Consider the following 16,075-nt stretch of genomic DNA (forward strand, 5'->3'; position numbering starts at 1 on the left):
GTGGACACACCATTGAAGACTCGCTTTTTTGGCTTAAACCCATTATCATATACATAATGGCTGGAACAGCCCGGAACCGAATACCCGTCAACCATCCCCAGTGGGGGAGTGTCACACCATGTCGGTTTCCGCAATCAGCACCACCCCATCCCCCAGCGAGCGCACCAGCCTGCGCGACAAGGATAGCAACGGCTTTGCCCTGCCCGGCGCCGGTGAAGAGATATCGGCCGGGATAAAGTCGACGCCTATTCCCGTCTCCCGCTATGGCGATCTAGGGATGAAGCCGGTCAATCTGGCCCTGGTTCCGGGCATGGAATGGATGGCTGACTATAACCACATGGAAGTTGCGGAATATCATGAGTCACTGGCCGCCTATCATCGGCGGCTGTTCGACTTTGCGAACGAGATGTTGGGCACGGCCGGCAAGCCGGCACGGGTTGTCAGCCTCAGCGGCTCTGCCAATGATATCGTGCGGCAGGCGGCAGCGGCCCACGGCATTCTGCCGCCGGAAAAGCCGCGCAGCCTGTTACTGGAAGAGGCAGCCAACGGAAAATCAGCCTCCCCCCTTTCTGAGAACGCTGCGAAGAACGACACCGACGTTGGCGTGATCACCCTCTTGCTTCCCGCCGAGGAAGGTGGCGGGGAGCAGCATATCATGATTGATCCGGCGCAGTGGAAAGGTCTGGCGGCGCAACATCCCCCCACCGCAGTGGCCAGTCTGCTGGATATGCTGGATAATTCGGCCAAGGCAGTGAAGCTGAACGACACCATGCTGACCGGCCTGTTCGGCAAGTTCATGCAGGCGAACAGCGGGGAGGGCCAAACCTGGCACGACAAGCCTGTCAGCCGCTATGGCTATAGCCTGCCAGGGGCATCGGATCGAACCGGGCCAGCCTTCATGGTGGAGGCCTATCACGGTGCGGCCCTGTCGCCCGAAAAGGCCATGGGGCTGGCCGCTGGATTGCTGCGCCTCGCCCAGGCCGCCGCACCGGGCGGCGGACGGTAGAACGGATCGCGGATAAGCGAAATCGCTTTGGAGCGTTTATCCGCTCGCAGAACAAGGACCTAAAGCCGGGTGCGTTTCCGTTTAAACGCTCGCGGCTCTAGGGGGAACGTCACCCCATCGCGTCCAGGATTTTCAACTGCTCAATATAATGGCGGTTCTGCTGCAACATGCCGGTTTGCGCCTGCACGCTGCCAATCGCCTCGGCAACATTGCGCTTCACAGCATCCACCTGACGCATCACCTGATCCACATTGTTCAACAGGCTGACATTGCTGCCGGCGATCTGGTCCAGCGTGCTGCCGGTCTCGGTAATACGCGCACCCAGCGCACCCACGGAATGATGGATATCGCTGATCGCCGCCTGGGTATTGCCCAGCGTCGCCTTGGTATCATTGGCCAGTTTGCGCACCTCGGCCGCCACCACGGCAAAGCCCTTGCCGGCCTCCCCTGCCCGCGCCGCTTCGATGGTGGCATTCAGGGCCAGCAGGTTGGTCTGGCCGGCAATCCCATCAATCACCCGCAGCACGCCTTCGACATTCAGCAGCACCTCCCCCAGTCGGGCGAATTCCCCCTCCATCTCCGCCTTGCGCTTTTCCTGCCCCTGAAAGGTGGCGGCATGGCCATGCAGGCCGGTCTGGATGGCCGACATGCAGCCATCCACATGGTCGGCATAGGCCGTCATCTTATCCATCAGCCCGCTCAAGGCGGTGATCGCCTCCACCTGACCAATCAGATTATGAATCAGCTTCTGGCGAATGCGGTTCAGCAGAGACAGCCGGTTCAGCCGCGTTTCAGTGAAATAGGATTTGAAGCGGGCATAATGGATGGGGAAACGGTCAGCAATATCATCATGGAAATCACCCTTCTCATTGTCGAAGAAAAAGACGGCCGAAAGGGTTTGATTGATATTGATCCCCAGCAATTCCCCAAAGGTGGAAAAGCCCGCCACTGTCACCTCATCAAACGCCCGCACCTGCCCCAGGGCACCGGCATTGTTCAGCCGCCGCAGGATACAGTCATTCAGGATGCCGCCCAGCGGCTTGGGCTTGCCACGCAGGAATGAGCGGAAATCCTGCTCCGTCTGACCGACAAAATCAGTGCCTTCCACCAGATGCAACTGATCGCCAGGACTGACATCACAGTAAAAATGCGCCTTGCCGGTCGCTTCTTCAAAACCGGAGACGGAGCGGACGAACAGTTCGCCATCCAGTTCGATGGCGAACGTATAGCGGGAAAGTTTGGCAGACAGTTCGGCCGGACGGCATTTCAACGCGCCGCACAACGCATCGGCAAAACTCTGCACCGCCAAGCTGTTACCATCAATCACGCTGCTGACGGTCCGACCGACCGGGTCGGCATCCAGCACCGAGAAGGAAATGCCGGTGCGGCGGAAATTCTGCGTCTTGAACACGCCATACCGCTTGCCCGGCGCCAGTTTCAGAAAGGCGATGACGGCATGGTTTTCCAGCACGCGGCTGCCGTCATAAAGCCAGGTATGCTGGAAATCCAGCTTGCCCCCGGCAGAACCGCCCAGGAACAGAACGGGGAAGCGGCTGGTCTGATAGACTGCCTCCATCAGGTAATTCTCGCTGGCTGACAGCCCATCGATGAAGGTCAACGCCAGACTGTCCCGGCTGTCCAGCACAAAGGGCGGGGTAATGGCGGACAGGTCGGCCGCGATGGCCGCCACCCGCTGATCCTGGTTCAGCGTCGGCTTGCCCGACCTTATATCCTGGCAGTGCAGCGGCACCGCGCGCACATCCACCGCCGCCAGCAGATCACTGGCGAAGGATTGCAGCACGATACCATCCCAGGCGCCGTCGGCCGGACTGTAAAGCCGGCCGCCCTGGGAGCAGAGTTCCCCCGCCGTCGTCATCAGGATCAGCTTGGTTTCGGCCGCAACAGCACGGCGAACCCGCTCGGCGATGCTGCGGAAATCCAGATGCGGGGAAACAAAGCCCAGCACCAGGGCGGGGGCCTTGCCATCGAACTGCAATGCCGCAAGATCATCCGCCGACAAGGCGGTGGAACGGGTGCGAAGCGTGCGCACCATCTCAGCCGGGACAGGGGCCGACACCGGAACAGGGGGCATCACAGAGGGGGAAACCGGCTGATTCTGACGGGTAACAGCCTCGGCCGCCGGGCCCTTCCGCAAACGATCCATCAAGCTCATTTCAGTCCCCCCCTACGCCCATGACTGACACCGACAAGCCCCACGGCAGCCGGGGCAAAATTTAACCGCACACCATGAAATATCGGACAGGACAGTCGAATTTACTATCTATGCTGATGATCATAACTTTTGGTGTTTCCATGTTTTCTTATAAAGACTGCCCACGATATTGTTTTTGTCACTTAACAATTTATCATCCCCCGATGATCCGGCCGAAGGCGTGCCCGCGGCCGCAGCCGGCAAGCGGGTTGCGTCAGCATGGCGGCGCCCTTATGGTCGGCACCAGCCCTCGCGCCGATCAGGAAAGCCGCCGCCCATGCCCGCCATGACGCTGACCGCCCTGTTGAAAAAGATTGCCCGGCAGATGACCGTGGGCACCCTGTCCCCCGTGCCGCCCGGCTTGTCCGAGCAGCTGCTGGAGGTGCCGGAATTGCTGGAGGAACTGCTGTTCCTCTTCAGCGATGAGTTTGAAAAGCCAAAGCCTAACCGGAAACTTCTCGCCCTGTGCAGCCACCTGCTGGGCGATGTGATGATGATCCTGGCCCAACGGGGCAAGAAGGGCGCCAAACCCGCGCGCCATCTGCGTGATCAGGTCCGGCAAATGCTGGAGGAAGGGCTGGCCGGCCCGGAATTCGCGCTGGAACTGCTGCGCACCGCCGAGAGCACCGGTTTCGACCTGGAAATCGATCTGACGGGGGAGATGCAGGGCATGGCCCCTGCCGTCCCGTCCATATCGGAAAATCCGGCGGACCAGATCCAGGCCCTGGCCCAGGCCTTCACCGGCCTGCTGGCGGAGGCTGAGGGCGATATCTTCACCGCTTATGAACAGATAGCCCCGCTGATCACCGGCATCCCGGTGGAGGCGCGCAGCGCCATGGGGGGTGTTCTGCTGACCAACCCGGACAGCACGCCCTTGCGGGAACTGGCGCTGGCCTGGCTGCTGGACCCGGATGCCGGCATCCGGCAGCAGGCGGTCAGCCTGTTGCAGCAGACAGCGGAAAAGGGCGCGCTGCCGCCGAACAGTCTGCGCCGGCTGATCCTGCTGCGCAACATGCTGCCGGAGGCCTTGCGGGCCGGGGTGGATGCCACCATCCGCGCCGCGCGGCTGAAGGGGATCGAATGCCCGCCCAGCGGTCCCGGCGTGGTGCCGGAGGCGGTGTTCGCCTCTGGCTTTGACGGGGCGGGGGCGCAGAGCCTGTTCATCCTGCTGAAGCAGGGGCGCAAATATGTCATCGTCTCCCTGCTGTTCAAGCACGGGGTTGGAATCCGCGATGCCTGGTGCGGTGAAGCAATGACCCGCAAGGCCGCCACCGCCATGCTGGACCAGATCGACGAACAGCTGGGTCTGCTGGAAAGCAATGTCGATTATCTGACCATGGCGCTGGGCCATTTCATGGCGGTCGGGGCCAATGCCGAAACCCCGCCCCCGTTCAGCCTGCTGTCGGTGCTGGAAACCCTGGCCCTGCCTTTGCCCGCCCCCGCCATCCGGGATACCGAGAGCCTGTTGGAAGCACTGCTTCCCACCGAACAGCCGGCGGATATCGTGGCACAAGCCCTCGCCGGCTCTGCCGAGTGGGTGAACGACATCCCCCTCACCCTGTCCTGGTTTGAGGATGAACAGGTGGTGGATGATCTGTTGCGCGGCCGACGCCTGGGGGTGGAGAAGCAGCGCACCCTGATCCTGACCCAATTGCTGCCACAGCGGCGCGACCATTGGGCCCGCCTGCTGGCCTGGACCGCCGCCACCGGCAAGGGGGACTGGAACAATGTTTCCGCCACCGACATGGCCCTGGTGGCCCGGTCGATGCTGACCGGTGCCGATCTCGCCACCATCCCCGTCATGGCCGATATCGCCCAGCAGACGGTGCTGGCCTGGCGCTCCGCCAATGGCAAGGGCTGAACCGCTGCGTCAGGGATCATCATAATCGGCGGGGAAATGCCGATCCCACAGGTCGCGCAGGCGGGGATCGGCATCCACCTTCTCCGCCACGGCGACGATGCCGGGCGCCACGGCGCGGATTGCCTCCCGCCCTGGGCGCCAGCGCGTCAACATGGCGATATAGAGGTCCAGCACCGTCCAATCCGGCGTGCCCAGCACCCAACCGCCGGGGGTGGGTGCCAAACCCGCCTCCACATTGGCCCAACAGGCCAGCGTGCGGTCGATGGTGGCCTGTTTCAGTTCCGCCTGCGCCGCCTCCCCCGTCACCCAGCGATCACAGAAATCGCCCACCGTATACATGGGATAGATGGCGGCCGGCAGATAGACCAGCCAGCGCAGGAACAGCGGCCGCAGCGGGTCACCCGGTGCCGGGGCCAGCGCGCCCGGATGGCGTTCCAGCAGCCAGAGCAGGATGGCCACTGTCTCCGTCAGCACCGTGCCATCGGGCAGGCGCAGGGTGGGCACCTGACCCAGCGGGTTCAGGGCGCGCAAATCATCCAGCGCCGGCGATGGCGTCCAGGGCTCAACCTCCACATAATTGTAATCTTCGCCGAGTAGGATCAGCGCCGCCTCCACCACGGCGGAGCCACAGCCGACGCACCCATAGAGAAGCGGTTTCCCCGTCATCGCATCCTCCCCCTACCCTGTCGCGCCAACAGCCGATGCAGCATCGGAACATAAAGCGAACAGCCATGCAAGGGGGAGAAATGTGACAAGGTGATTGGCGGATTGCCCCAACCCCCTGCGGGTGTTAGACACTCGCCCGTTTACCCATCATCATGGCCCACTTCCAACAGACCGGAGCCCGCACGAGATGACCGCACCCGCCGCCACGACGATCAGCCGCGAGGAATGGCTGAACAAGGCCCGGACCCTGTCGGAAGCCCTGCCCTATATGCGCCGTTACGATGGCAAGATCGTCGTGGTGAAATATGGCGGCCACGCCATGGGCAACCCGGAGCTTTCGCGCCGTTTCGCCAATGACATTGTGCTGCTGAAGCAGGTGGGTGCCTACCCGATTGTGGTGCATGGCGGCGGGCCGCAGATCGGCAATATGCTGGACCGCTTGCAGATCAAGTCTGAATTCATCGACGGGCTGCGCGTCACCGACAAGGAGACGATGGAGATCGCGGAGATGGTGCTGTCCGGCTCCATCAACAAGGAGATCGTCGCCCTGATCAATGATGCCGGCGGCGATGCCATCGGCCTGTCGGGCAAGGATGACGACCTGATCGAGGCGCGCAAGGCCACCCGCACCAAGCGCGACCCGGACAGCAATATTGAAAAGGTGGTCGATCTGGGCTTTGTGGGCGAGCCGTTCCGCATCAACCCGGAAATCCTGCACAAGCTGCGCCATGCCGGCTTCATCCCGGTGATCGCCCCGATCGGCATCGGGGAAGATGGCCAGACCTATAATATCAATGCCGACACCGCCGCCGGTGCCATCGCCGCCGCGATGCATGCGGTGCGCCTGCTGCTGCTGACCGATGTGGCGGGTTTCCTGGACAAGGATAAGAATCTGGTGACGGAACTGTCGCTGGAGGCGGCCAAGGCTGCGATTGCCGACGGCACCGCCTTCGGCGGCATGATCCCCAAGCTGGAAACCTGTATCGATGCGGTGGATGGCGGGGTGGAGGGGGCCGTTATTCTTGACGGGCGCGTTCCCCATGCCATTCTGCTGGAAATCTTCACCGAAGGCGGGGCCGGCACCCTGATCGGGAAGAAGTAATTTCCTGACGGAGGCCCGTGGCTTCAGGCATGACAGCCAGCCTGCACCTGATCGATGGCCCCGCCGGGGCCGGCAAATCCGCCTATGCCAGAAAACTGGCGGCGGAATTGCCGGCCCTTTTTCTGTGCCGTGACCTGGCCATGGCCACCCTGTTCACCCCAACCGCACCGGCAGCACTGGACCCCGCCTGGCTGGCCGCAAAGGCGGCCCAGTGCGAGGCGCATCTCTGGTCCGTGGCGGAAAGCACCCTGGCGGCGGGTGATGCCGTGGTGCTGAACCTCGGCCCCCTGCAGCTGCACCAGCGACAGGCCGCCCTGTTCCGTGCCCGTGGCAAGGGCGCGAGCCTGCATTTCCACCAGCCCGCCGGCCCGCTGGCTGACCGCTGGGCGCGGGTGCAGGTACAAACCACCTCCCACCCCTGCCCGCCGGTTGACCCAACCGGGTTTTATGCCCCGCCGACGTTGGATGAACTGGCGGCGGCCTATGCGATGGCATTGTGAGGGGGGGGGAGGGGTATACACCCAGCCCCGATAAGGTTTAATAAGGAACCCCGGCAGCAGCGTTATTAAACCTTATGCATGAACCACAACAATCTCTGCTACGCCGTTCGCCAGAGCTTGACCGGGTCCATGGTGGCTGAATTGGGCATCAGCTTCGTCGCCGCCTCCCGCGCCATTTGCCAACTGGTAGATGCCGGCATCCTGACCGAACGCACCGGCTATCGCCGCAACAAGCTGTTTGCCGCCAGGGAAGTTCTGACGATTCTGAACCGCCCGCTTGGGAGCGCCGCGGAACTGCCGGGGGGCGCCATATAGAAAATATCAGCTCAGGTTCATTACCGACATTCGGGTTATATGCCACCACACTTAATGATGGTTATGCAATGTCATATTGCACTTTTTAGGGGAAAAACGACAATGCAGAGTACCAACCCTTTGACGGTAGGGGCTCCTGTTTTGGAGGACTTGCTCAACGACAGCCGATTAGGGCGATTGTTTTCACAAGACTCTCGGGACTGTGCGCTTCAGCTGTGGATCATGCAGATCAAGTCCGAGCAATCGGTCGAGAATCGCTTAGTCTATGGGCGACTGCTCCCCTACAGGCACGCGAATAATCGCTGGTCTGCCAGCAATGACGATGCGTTCCAGACCTTTGGACACGTCGAAGCGCAGCTCATACGCCTCAATCTGTATGTCAAGAGCGTTCACTGCGCGGAACTCCTACGGAGGCTCGGGGACGGCAAAACCATTGCAGCAATCAGCGACGAATTGAAGTTCGATTTATCCAAAAATTTAAGGGAAAGGTTGGGGGAAACCGCGCTTGCGGCCAAGGGACTTGCCTTCCGTCCGGTTGCCTTCTTGATTAACCGTGATGCGTATGAACGGGGCTTGCCCTCAAGTCCACATGGCGACGCTGGGGCGTTCAGCGCTTCGCTTGCTCAGTACGACAAGCAAGGCATTTTTCGCCTTGGACAGGACTACAATATCGCATTAACCGCGGCAGTGGTCAGCCAACTGAATGCAGAAACAGGTTTAGACTTTGGCGCCGCCGATATAGCCCGCTTCGGTGATTTAGAGTTGTTAGTTTTTCCAACCTTGGATGACTTTGAGCGACCGCTTTTGGCCGTAGGCTGGGCCGAAACATCGTTCGCCCGGCTTGTCCGCTTCAATCCGACGCAGCTACCGCACTACAGCGGCTTCCAGTTCCACCTGAAGGTGACGAATAACGGCTTGGCCATTTATTCGGCTATCGCAACGGCGACTCCTGATCAGGAAGGCGTGTTCGAGCACAAATTCGAACTGAGCGACCAATTGTGCGCCATGAGTGACAGCACAGAAGTGGAGGTTTTCGGTTTCCTTGGAGAGCAGATGAATGAGGGTGTGCTCTGCTGCCGCTGGCGGGTCGGACACCTCCGAGAGATGAACTTCCAACTGCTTGCTGTGGGGCATGGCGTAAGCCCGGTGAAATTCGACTGGCTCGAAAAAACAACCAAGCCTTCCGACGCAGATCGAGTTAAGGCCGCCCTGACGATCGATCACGGTATGCACAGGTCCTCAAGCCTGTTAGGCGGACGTCAGGCGGATCCTTGGGTTCCAGCAAACCGCAATCTTGTCTCCCTTTTTTCAAAGCTCCATCCGCAGAAGTCAGAAGGGCAGTTTTTCTTGCGCTGGGGCCCGAGCGGCGGCCAAGGGCGGCTGGAATTCGTGGAATGGCTAAAAGCGTTGCTGGCCAAGTACGCCGCTCACCAAGTGGTCATTTTCGACCCCTATTTTGAGGTCTCTGGCTTGAATTTAGTGCTCCTCTGTGCCGCAGAGAAGGCCGATTACATCGTCTTTCGCTCCTTACCCAAGTCCACCAAAGAAGATAGCGCAGCAGAAGAAAACTCACCATCTAGAGAATTTGGCGATACTGCCCCTGAGCAATTCAATAATCTTGTGACGAGCTGCGAACTCAATCGTCACCTAATGAAACACATCAAGCTGCGCATCTACGGACTGAAAAACGGCCGGCTGCATGACCGGTACATCCTGATCACGGGAAAGGAGGATGGTCTCCCTGTCACCGGCTTTAACCTGTCCAATTCGCTTCAGAATGCCGCTGAAAATTATCCCATGTTGGTCACACCGATACCAGCAGATGTGTTACTGAAGGTCGAGGAATACAAATCTGGATTGGTGCGGGAAGCACGCGAGGCGCAGGAATCCATAGAAGCGAAGCCTGAAGGTGAGATACAGAAGCCCCTCATTCGTCTGTTGTTCGACTCTTCGGTCTCTGCGTCGGAGACGCCGCGGCTGTACGAGCCCCTGCGTTTTCTCGAAATGCCCCAGGCCGGCGACGTGTTGAGCGTATGGACGAACGAGTCTTCGCTGCGGGGCTTGAACGGTGATCTGCTGAAGGAACGGATGGCGGCTCTTGACCTACTTAGCGGCGAGTCGCTTACCTTGCCCGAAACGGAAGGCCTGCAAAATTATCTTGATCGACGGGCAGGCAATTTCTTGGATTTCACAGCAGACTGGGAGGTGCTCGGACAGATCCTGGCGCATTCCAACGGTTATGAATTCAGGTCCCCAGAACCCGGATTTGATCATAATTTTCTGGAGTTCCTTGGACGGTTTCTAAATAAATCGTTCAGGCTTGCGCCTATCAATCTTAGTAAAGGACTGACCACAACGGAGCCTAAGGTGTTTGTGGCACGGGTAGAAACCCTGCTCACCAGCGCTTACGCTCCGCATCATTTCTCCCGTCCGGCAAAATATGCCGCATTAAGCTGGTCTGAGTTATTCGCCATCAGATTTTTGTGGTGGTACGCACCAGACACTCTTCTAGCGATCACTGAAGCCCAAGCAGCCGGACTACCGTCCGAACCACAGGCTCCGGACGTCATAAGGTTGTCCTTATTGAGTCAGATTGTCAGTGAGATTGCACTCTCAGTTCAGTTCAACATCACCGAGGGTCAGCGTGCAAGACTCATTCAGAGCAACAACGGCCTGCTTCAATGGATGGGATTGAATGCGATCGTGATGCTGCTGGAGAAGCCAGAAGGGCTTGCCACTGCGCTGCAGATAGTCGCCAACTTTTCCTATCCGGAGCAGGTCCGCACCTTGGGTTGGATGGTTCATCATCTGGCTAGAGACCCGAACAAAGCCGAAATCTATCGGAGCTTGGTCACGGCACTGCACGAGGCATTGCCAGAAACCATTCCACTAGAAGATCTGAAACGCTTGGTTGACTCGATGCGTGGGCATATGCGCTATCTGAGCTGGGCCGAACCGTGGTTGTTCCAGGACGTGGTCTATCCTTTGTTGCGGAATCAGCGCGCCAATACCGACGATGCCTGTGAGATTTGGGTTCATGAGGTGGTAGATTTGTTGAATCCAGAACTTGACCAAATGCTTGGGCATTTTGATCGGGCGCGCGAGGGCCAGACCACCACAATCGCCGCTCTCCTCTTCGCGTACAGTAATCCCCCCCAACAACAAGCCAGCCTAAAGTCAATGCACGCTATCCTAAAGCGGCAACGGCGAATCATCCAACAGCCCCTCGCAAACACGTCGGACTGGACCAAATGGAACGAGGCGCTGGTTGTCTCGATGTGGGTCCTGACTTTTGCTCGATGGGGGCAATATTATCTGCGTATTCGCGACATGGATGACAGCGATCTGGATAAGCTATCGCAAAGCGCCAGCGAGCTTGCGATGGTCAGGTCGATGGATGAATGGCGATCGCACAATTCCGGGAAGGTGAGTGAACTCGCCCTATTCCTTGATCAAGTCATGGGGCTCCTGGCGGAAGCCAGTGGGAGGTGATCAACTATATTCGGATAGAGAGCTGGCTATTGGCGTCTCTATCCGAAAGCAAGCGGACCGTAGCGCATTGAGCCGGTTTTGCCTAAGCACCATTCCACGGAAAGTCCGGATTACCTGTTTCGCATCAGATAGCCGTCTTTCCGCCTTCCGCCCAAATCACCCCCCCACAGCCCAAACAAAAAAGCCGGGGCGCGGCCCTGCGACCGCGCGCCCATCCTCACACCACCCTGCAGCATCAATGCCGGAAGTGGCGCATCCCGGTGAACACCATGGCCAGCCCGCGCTCATCCGCGGCGGCGATCACCTCGGCGTCGCGCATGGAACCGCCGGGCTGGATCACGGCCGTCACGCCGGCGTCAGCGGCGGCCAGCAGGCCGTCGGCGAAGGGGAAGAAGGCGTCGGACGCCACGACCGAACCCTTTGTGCCGGCCTCGGCCAGACCGGCGGCCTTGGCGGCGTCGGCGGATTTCCAGGCGGCGATGCGGCTGCTGTCCACCCGGCTCATCTGGCCGGCACCAATGCCCACCGTCGCACCCGCCTTGGCATAGACGATGGCGTTCGACTTCACATGCTTGCCCACGCGGAAGGCGAACAGCAGGTCGGCCAGTTCGGCCTCGGTCGGCGCGCGCTTGGTGACGATCTTCAGGTCAGCCTGGGTGATGCGGCCATTATCACGCGTCTGCACCAGATAGCCACCGGCCACCGACTTCACGAACAGACCCGGTTCCGCCGGGTTGGGCATGGAGCCGGTCAGCAGCACGCGCAGGTTCTTCTTGGTGGCCAGGAACGCCTTGGCCGCCTCGTCCGCATCCGGGGCGATCACCACTTCGGCGAACAGCTTGGCGATCTGCTCGGCCGTGGCGGCATCCAGCGTACGGTTCATGGCGATGATGCCGCCAAAGGCCGATACCGGGTCACAGGCCAGCGCACGGGTGTAGGCATCCAGCAGATTGTCGCCCTCGGCCACGCCGCAGGGGTTGGCGTGCTTGATGATGGCGATGGCCGGGCGGTCGAATTCCGACACCAGTTCGAACGCCGCATCCGTGTCGTTCAGGTTGTTGTAGGAAAGTTCCTTGCCCTGAAGCTGGGTGGCGGTGGCGATGCCGGGGCGCTGGGCACCGGTGGTGTAGAAGGCGGCGGACTGGTGCGGGTTCTCACCATAGCGCAGGGTCTGGCGCAGCTCACCGCCAAAGGTCAGGCGCTGGGGGTAATCCTCCCCCAACTGGCCGGCGAACCAGCGGGAAATGGCAGCATCATAGGCACCGGTGCGGGCATAGGCCTTGGCGGCCAGCCTGCGGCGGAAGCCCAGCGTGGTCTGGCCGTCATTGCCTTCCAACTGGGCGATCAGCTCGGCATAGTCGGACGCATCCGTCACCACGGCGACGAAATCATGGTTCTTGGCCGCACCCCGGATCAGGGACGGGCCGCCAATGTCGATATTCTCAATGCAGGTTTCAAAATCCGCCCCCTTGGCCACGGTGGCCTCGAACGGATAGAGGTTCACCACCACCAGATCGATGCCGGGGATGTCGTGGGCCGACATGGCATCGGTGTGGGTGGGGAAATCGCGGCGGGCCAGGATGCCGCCATGGATCTTGGGGTGCAGGGTCTTCACCCGGCCATCCATCATTTCCGGGAAACCGGTATGGTCCGACACCTCGGTCACGGCAATGCCGGCATCGGCCAGCGCCTTGGCCGACCCGCCGGTGGAGAGGATCTGCACCCCACGGGCGGCCAGGGCGCGGCCCAGATCGATCAGGCCCGTCTTGTCGGAAACGGAGATGATGGCGCGGCGGATGGGAACAAGATCGATGGTCATTGGTGTCAACCCTGGGATGGAAAAGAAGCCGGGCCGATCCATATGGACCGGCCCGGACGGTTAGTGCCGATCATAAATCGGCGTCATGTCTCTGTATCGGTACCTTCACGGCGGAAGCCCCATTTCACCAGGGTTTCCCCATATTGGGTCACGCCGCGCAGCACGATCTGTTTGGTGGGGCGCGGGTCGGTGCCCTGGCCCAGATAGATGCTGTCTTCCAGCCCCACCTCTGCCCCCGACACGCGCAAGCGCCAGAGCGCACCCGACGGCAGGCGCAGCATCAACCCCGCCTCGCCTTCCACCCAAGCGGCCTTCACGCCGGGATGCAGGTGGAAGCGGACAGCGAATTCGCGGCCCTGCGGGCCGATCAGCGTATCCTGGCCGCGCAAATCCTCCCCCGTCTCCGCCAGATAGAGGCGACGGCGATGGACCAGCCCGAACAGCTCCCGATAGCCATCATGCGAGGCTTCCACCAGCGTGCCGCCATTGGCATCCGTCCGGGTGCATTCCACCCGCTGGGGCCGGCGGGACAGGCCGCCTTCCTCCACCACGCCGGATGAATTGGTATCGGCCACACAGAGGGTGGAATGGGCCGCCGTGGCCGCCAAAGCGGCGCGCCAGGCCCCCTGGTCGCCCGGATGCGCCCCGCAATTGACGATCATCCGTTCGCGCCCCACGCTCATCTCAAACGACAGGGTGCCGGCATGGGCATGGTCGTCCAGGCCGGGGGCGGGGGGATAGCCCGCATCAATGATCACGCAGGTGCGGTTGGCGGTCAGCCGTTCGAACCCGATATGGGGGGTGGATTTCAGGGGCCGACCACGGGCATCCGCCTGCCCCAGCACGGTGTCGATCAACACCCCCTCCCCCTCCTGTGCGCCGTTGAACAGCGACAGGCCGCCATCGCCATGGCGGAAGAAGCGCAGGGTGGGGGTGATGCGGTCGATGGCGTGCTGCAGCGCCTCCGGCACCTCCGTGCGCGACGCGCGGAAGCAGCCGCGAATATCAATCAGATGGCGCAGCACGGCCAGTTGCTGGGCCGGGGAATGTTCGATATGGCCACCATCAGGCAGAACCTGACGCGGCAGTTCCCGCGTCAACAGTTCGATGGCGCGTTCCACCACGCGGCCCATGCCCTGCAGGCAGATGCCGCCATAGACCAGCCCCTTGATGGCCACCACCAGGGCAGCCCCTTTCAGCCGACCGGGCAAGGTGCGTTCCAGAAAGCGCACCTGCCGGGCCATGCTGTCAAAAATGCCGGCGCGTAGATGGTCATCGGCACTGGCCAGGAAGAAGTCATGCTGGCCGACCCAGGCGGCGATACGCGTGCCCGCCACATCAGGCGCCCAGGCGACCGGATCCCATTTGCGGCCATAAAGGTCCAGCCAATGGGCCGCCAGCACGCGGGCCTGCCGCCGCGCCGCATCGCCCCCGGTGGCGCGCAGGTGGCGCAGCCAGTCGAACCCGTGCATTTCCCCCAGCCAGGGGGCGGACGCCTCTGCCGCATCCCAGGGCGGCAGTTCGCCGGAAAAGCTCTGCCCGGCGAAGCGGAAACGGTTGGACAGCAATTCCTGCCCGCGCTGCGCATCACCCGGCCAGGGGTCCGGCGGCACCAGCAGCAATTGCATGGGCACCGGACCCGACAGGGCCGTCATCTGATAGAATGTGGAGGCGCGATACCAGGCACCGGGGCCGGGACGAAAACGCTTATGCTCGCCGCCACCTGCTGTCATGGGACGGGTCAGCCCACTTCGCCGCGCAGGGCGCGCATATTGGCGGCATAGGCATCGGGCCCACCGACAAAGGTGGCCGTGCCGGCAACCAGCACATCGGCACCGGCCGCAATACATTGCTGGGCCGTGGCGACATTGACGCCGCCATCAACCTCCAGATCAATCACCCGGCCACCTTGGCTTTCAGAGGTGGCATTGATGCGGCGGCGCAGTTCCTGGATCTTCGGCAACTGAGAGGCAATGAAGCTCTGCCCACCGAAACCGGGATTGACCGACATGACCAGCACCAGATCAATATCACCCAGCAGGTAATCGACCATGGAAATCGGCGTGTGCGGGTTCAGCACGATGCCCGGCTTCTTGCCCAGCGAGCGGATCAGTTGCACCGTGCGGTGCGGATGCGGCCCCGCCTCCGGATGGAAGCTGATGATATCAGCGCCAGCATCCGCAAAGCCCTGGATGAAATTATCCACCGGGGAGATCATCAGATGCACATCGAAGACCTTGGCCGTGTGCGGCCGCAGGGCCTTCACCACGCCGGGTCCGATGGTGATGTTGGGCACGAAATGCCCATCCATCACATCAATATGGATGTAATCGGCGCCGGCGGCGTCGATGGCGCGCACCTCTTCACCCAGCCGGGCGAAGTCGGCGGACAGGATCGAGGGGGCGATCTTGACGGGCTGCTGTTTCATGAGCCCGGTTCCTACCGAAATCCCCCCCATCCGGCAAGACGGGTTGCGCGCATGATGGGCCGGTGGGCCACACATGGCGTGACGCCGGCGGCCCCAAAAGGGACCGCCGGCACCACCTGACCACGGGAGAACAGCATCAGGAGGAGGGATGGTTACTGACCGGCGGAACCCGCATTCGGAGTGACCTGCGCCCCGCCACGGCTCAGCGAGACGGTATCGCGGTCATACTTATAGCCGTCCAGCCGCTCGACCTGGGCCTGGGTCAGGGTGTTCACCTGGACCTTCTCGTTCCCGGCCAATACCTTGGCATCTTCGAACTTGACGGCGATATCCTTCTCGCCAATGCCCAGGAAGCCACCGCTGGAGATGATCACCTGTTTAGCACTGCCGCTATTGGCATCCAGGATGACATCCTTCACCTCACCCAGCTTCTTGCCATCAGAGCCGATCACCGTGCGCCCCATCAGGGCCTCGGCAGAGGCGCGGGTTCCCCTGACACCATCCGCCTTCTGGTCATGTTTCGTGTCGTGACCCATCGGGTCAGTCACGGTGCGATCCGCTGCGGGTGCCGACTCGGTCCCCGTGGTTTGGGCCTGGGCGAAAGCGGCACCGGAACAAAGCAGAGCGACGGCCGAGGCGGCGCCGATAAGTTGCTTGCGCATGGTCGTATTCCT

At 61.4% G+C, this 16,075-nt stretch carries 12 protein-coding genes; 6 read left to right on the plus strand and 6 right to left on the minus strand.

What is annotated here, in order from left to right:
- Positions 1–118 precede the first annotated feature (118 nt).
- On the plus strand, positions 119–1,006 hold the full coding sequence (locus tag PCJ49_RS07895) for a hypothetical protein (protein ID WP_269910443.1): 888 nt from the start codon (positions 119–121) through the stop codon (positions 1,004–1,006).
- A gap of 109 nt (positions 1,007–1,115) precedes the next feature.
- Here PCJ49_RS07895 and PCJ49_RS07900 read toward each other — a convergent pair whose 3' ends face one another.
- The gene (locus PCJ49_RS07900) at positions 1,116–3,059 is read right to left on the minus strand and encodes a methyl-accepting chemotaxis protein (RefSeq protein WP_269910444.1); all 1,944 of its coding nucleotides are present in this window, start codon (positions 3,057–3,059) and stop codon (positions 1,116–1,118) included.
- A gap of 436 nt (positions 3,060–3,495) precedes the next feature.
- Between PCJ49_RS07900 and PCJ49_RS07905 the strand changes: the two genes are divergently transcribed.
- Complete coding sequence (locus PCJ49_RS07905) at positions 3,496–5,079, plus strand: hypothetical protein (protein ID WP_269910445.1); 1,584 nt, start codon at positions 3,496–3,498, stop codon at positions 5,077–5,079.
- Between the two features lie 9 nt (positions 5,080–5,088).
- On the opposite strand, the gene PCJ49_RS07910 is transcribed toward PCJ49_RS07905, so the two are convergent.
- The gene (locus tag PCJ49_RS07910) at positions 5,089–5,745 is read right to left on the minus strand and encodes a glutathione S-transferase (protein WP_269910446.1); all 657 of its coding nucleotides are present in this window, start codon (positions 5,743–5,745) and stop codon (positions 5,089–5,091) included.
- A 187-nt stretch (positions 5,746–5,932) separates the two neighbouring features.
- On the opposite strand from PCJ49_RS07910, the gene argB reads away from it, so the two are divergent.
- From argB to PCJ49_RS07930, 4 genes are all read left to right on the plus strand, one after another.
- Positions 5,933–6,847: an acetylglutamate kinase gene (argB, locus tag PCJ49_RS07915; RefSeq protein WP_269910447.1), complete on the plus strand. Its 915-nt coding sequence runs from the start codon at positions 5,933–5,935 to the stop codon at positions 6,845–6,847.
- Positions 6,848–6,876: 29 nt separating this feature from the next.
- On the plus strand, positions 6,877–7,347 hold the full coding sequence (locus tag PCJ49_RS07920) for an AAA family ATPase (RefSeq protein ID WP_269910448.1): 471 nt from the start codon (positions 6,877–6,879) through the stop codon (positions 7,345–7,347).
- Between the two features lie 78 nt (positions 7,348–7,425).
- Positions 7,426–7,662 carry a hypothetical protein gene (locus PCJ49_RS07925; RefSeq protein ID WP_269910449.1) on the plus strand — a complete coding sequence of 79 codons (237 nt, stop codon included), beginning with the start codon at positions 7,426–7,428 and terminating at the stop codon, positions 7,660–7,662.
- A 102-nt stretch (positions 7,663–7,764) separates the two neighbouring features.
- Entirely contained in the window at positions 7,765–11,154 is a 3,390-nt protein-coding gene (locus tag PCJ49_RS07930) for a VPA1262 family protein (protein WP_269910450.1), read from the plus strand.
- 235 nt (positions 11,155–11,389) lie between these two features.
- On the opposite strand, the gene purH is transcribed toward PCJ49_RS07930, so the two are convergent.
- From purH to PCJ49_RS07950, 4 genes are all read right to left on the minus strand, one after another.
- Positions 11,390–12,973, minus strand: coding sequence for a bifunctional phosphoribosylaminoimidazolecarboxamide formyltransferase/IMP cyclohydrolase (gene purH / locus PCJ49_RS07935; protein WP_269910451.1), 1,584 nt, complete (start codon positions 12,971–12,973; stop codon positions 11,390–11,392).
- Positions 12,974–13,056: 83 nt separating this feature from the next.
- A complete protein-coding gene (locus PCJ49_RS07940; protein ID WP_269910452.1) occupies positions 13,057–14,706 on the minus strand; it encodes a heparinase II/III family protein in 1,650 nt (549 codons plus the stop codon).
- 8 nt (positions 14,707–14,714) lie between these two features.
- Positions 14,715–15,401 (minus strand): ribulose-phosphate 3-epimerase, encoded by a 687-nt coding sequence (gene rpe / locus PCJ49_RS07945; RefSeq protein WP_269910453.1) that lies wholly within the window; start codon positions 15,399–15,401, stop codon positions 14,715–14,717.
- A 152-nt stretch (positions 15,402–15,553) separates the two neighbouring features.
- Positions 15,554–16,063, minus strand: coding sequence for a PRC-barrel domain-containing protein (locus tag PCJ49_RS07950; protein WP_269910454.1), 510 nt, complete (start codon positions 16,061–16,063; stop codon positions 15,554–15,556).
- Positions 16,064–16,075: the final 12 nt, after the last annotated feature.

The organism is Niveispirillum sp. BGYR6, from assembly GCF_027568365.1.
In the GTDB taxonomy this organism is placed as follows: Bacteria; Pseudomonadota; Alphaproteobacteria; order Azospirillales; family Azospirillaceae; genus Niveispirillum.

Excerpts from the sequence above, each read along its gene's own strand:
- PCJ49_RS07940 (WP_269910452.1), bottom strand. The coding sequence starts at position 14,706 with ATGACAGCAGGTGGCGGCGAGCATAAGCGTTTTCGTCCCGGCCCCGGT.
- rpe (WP_269910453.1), bottom strand. The coding sequence starts at position 15,401 with ATGAAACAGCAGCCCGTCAAGATCGCCCCCTCGATCCTGTCCGCCGAC.
- PCJ49_RS07905 (WP_269910445.1), top strand. The coding sequence starts at position 3,496 with ATGCCCGCCATGACGCTGACCGCCCTGTTGAAAAAGATTGCCCGGCAG.
- purH (WP_269910451.1), bottom strand. The coding sequence starts at position 12,973 with ATGACCATCGATCTTGTTCCCATCCGCCGCGCCATCATCTCCGTTTCC.
- PCJ49_RS07930 (WP_269910450.1), top strand. The coding sequence starts at position 7,765 with ATGCAGAGTACCAACCCTTTGACGGTAGGGGCTCCTGTTTTGGAGGAC.
- PCJ49_RS07925 (WP_269910449.1), top strand. The coding sequence starts at position 7,426 with ATGAACCACAACAATCTCTGCTACGCCGTTCGCCAGAGCTTGACCGGG.
- PCJ49_RS07950 (WP_269910454.1), bottom strand. The coding sequence starts at position 16,063 with ATGCGCAAGCAACTTATCGGCGCCGCCTCGGCCGTCGCTCTGCTTTGT.
- PCJ49_RS07910 (WP_269910446.1), bottom strand. The coding sequence starts at position 5,745 with ATGACGGGGAAACCGCTTCTCTATGGGTGCGTCGGCTGTGGCTCCGCC.
- argB (WP_269910447.1), top strand. The coding sequence starts at position 5,933 with ATGACCGCACCCGCCGCCACGACGATCAGCCGCGAGGAATGGCTGAAC.
- PCJ49_RS07895 (WP_269910443.1), top strand. The coding sequence starts at position 119 with ATGTCGGTTTCCGCAATCAGCACCACCCCATCCCCCAGCGAGCGCACC.
- PCJ49_RS07920 (WP_269910448.1), top strand. The coding sequence starts at position 6,877 with ATGACAGCCAGCCTGCACCTGATCGATGGCCCCGCCGGGGCCGGCAAA.
- PCJ49_RS07900 (WP_269910444.1), bottom strand. The coding sequence starts at position 3,059 with ATGGTGCGCACGCTTCGCACCCGTTCCACCGCCTTGTCGGCGGATGAT.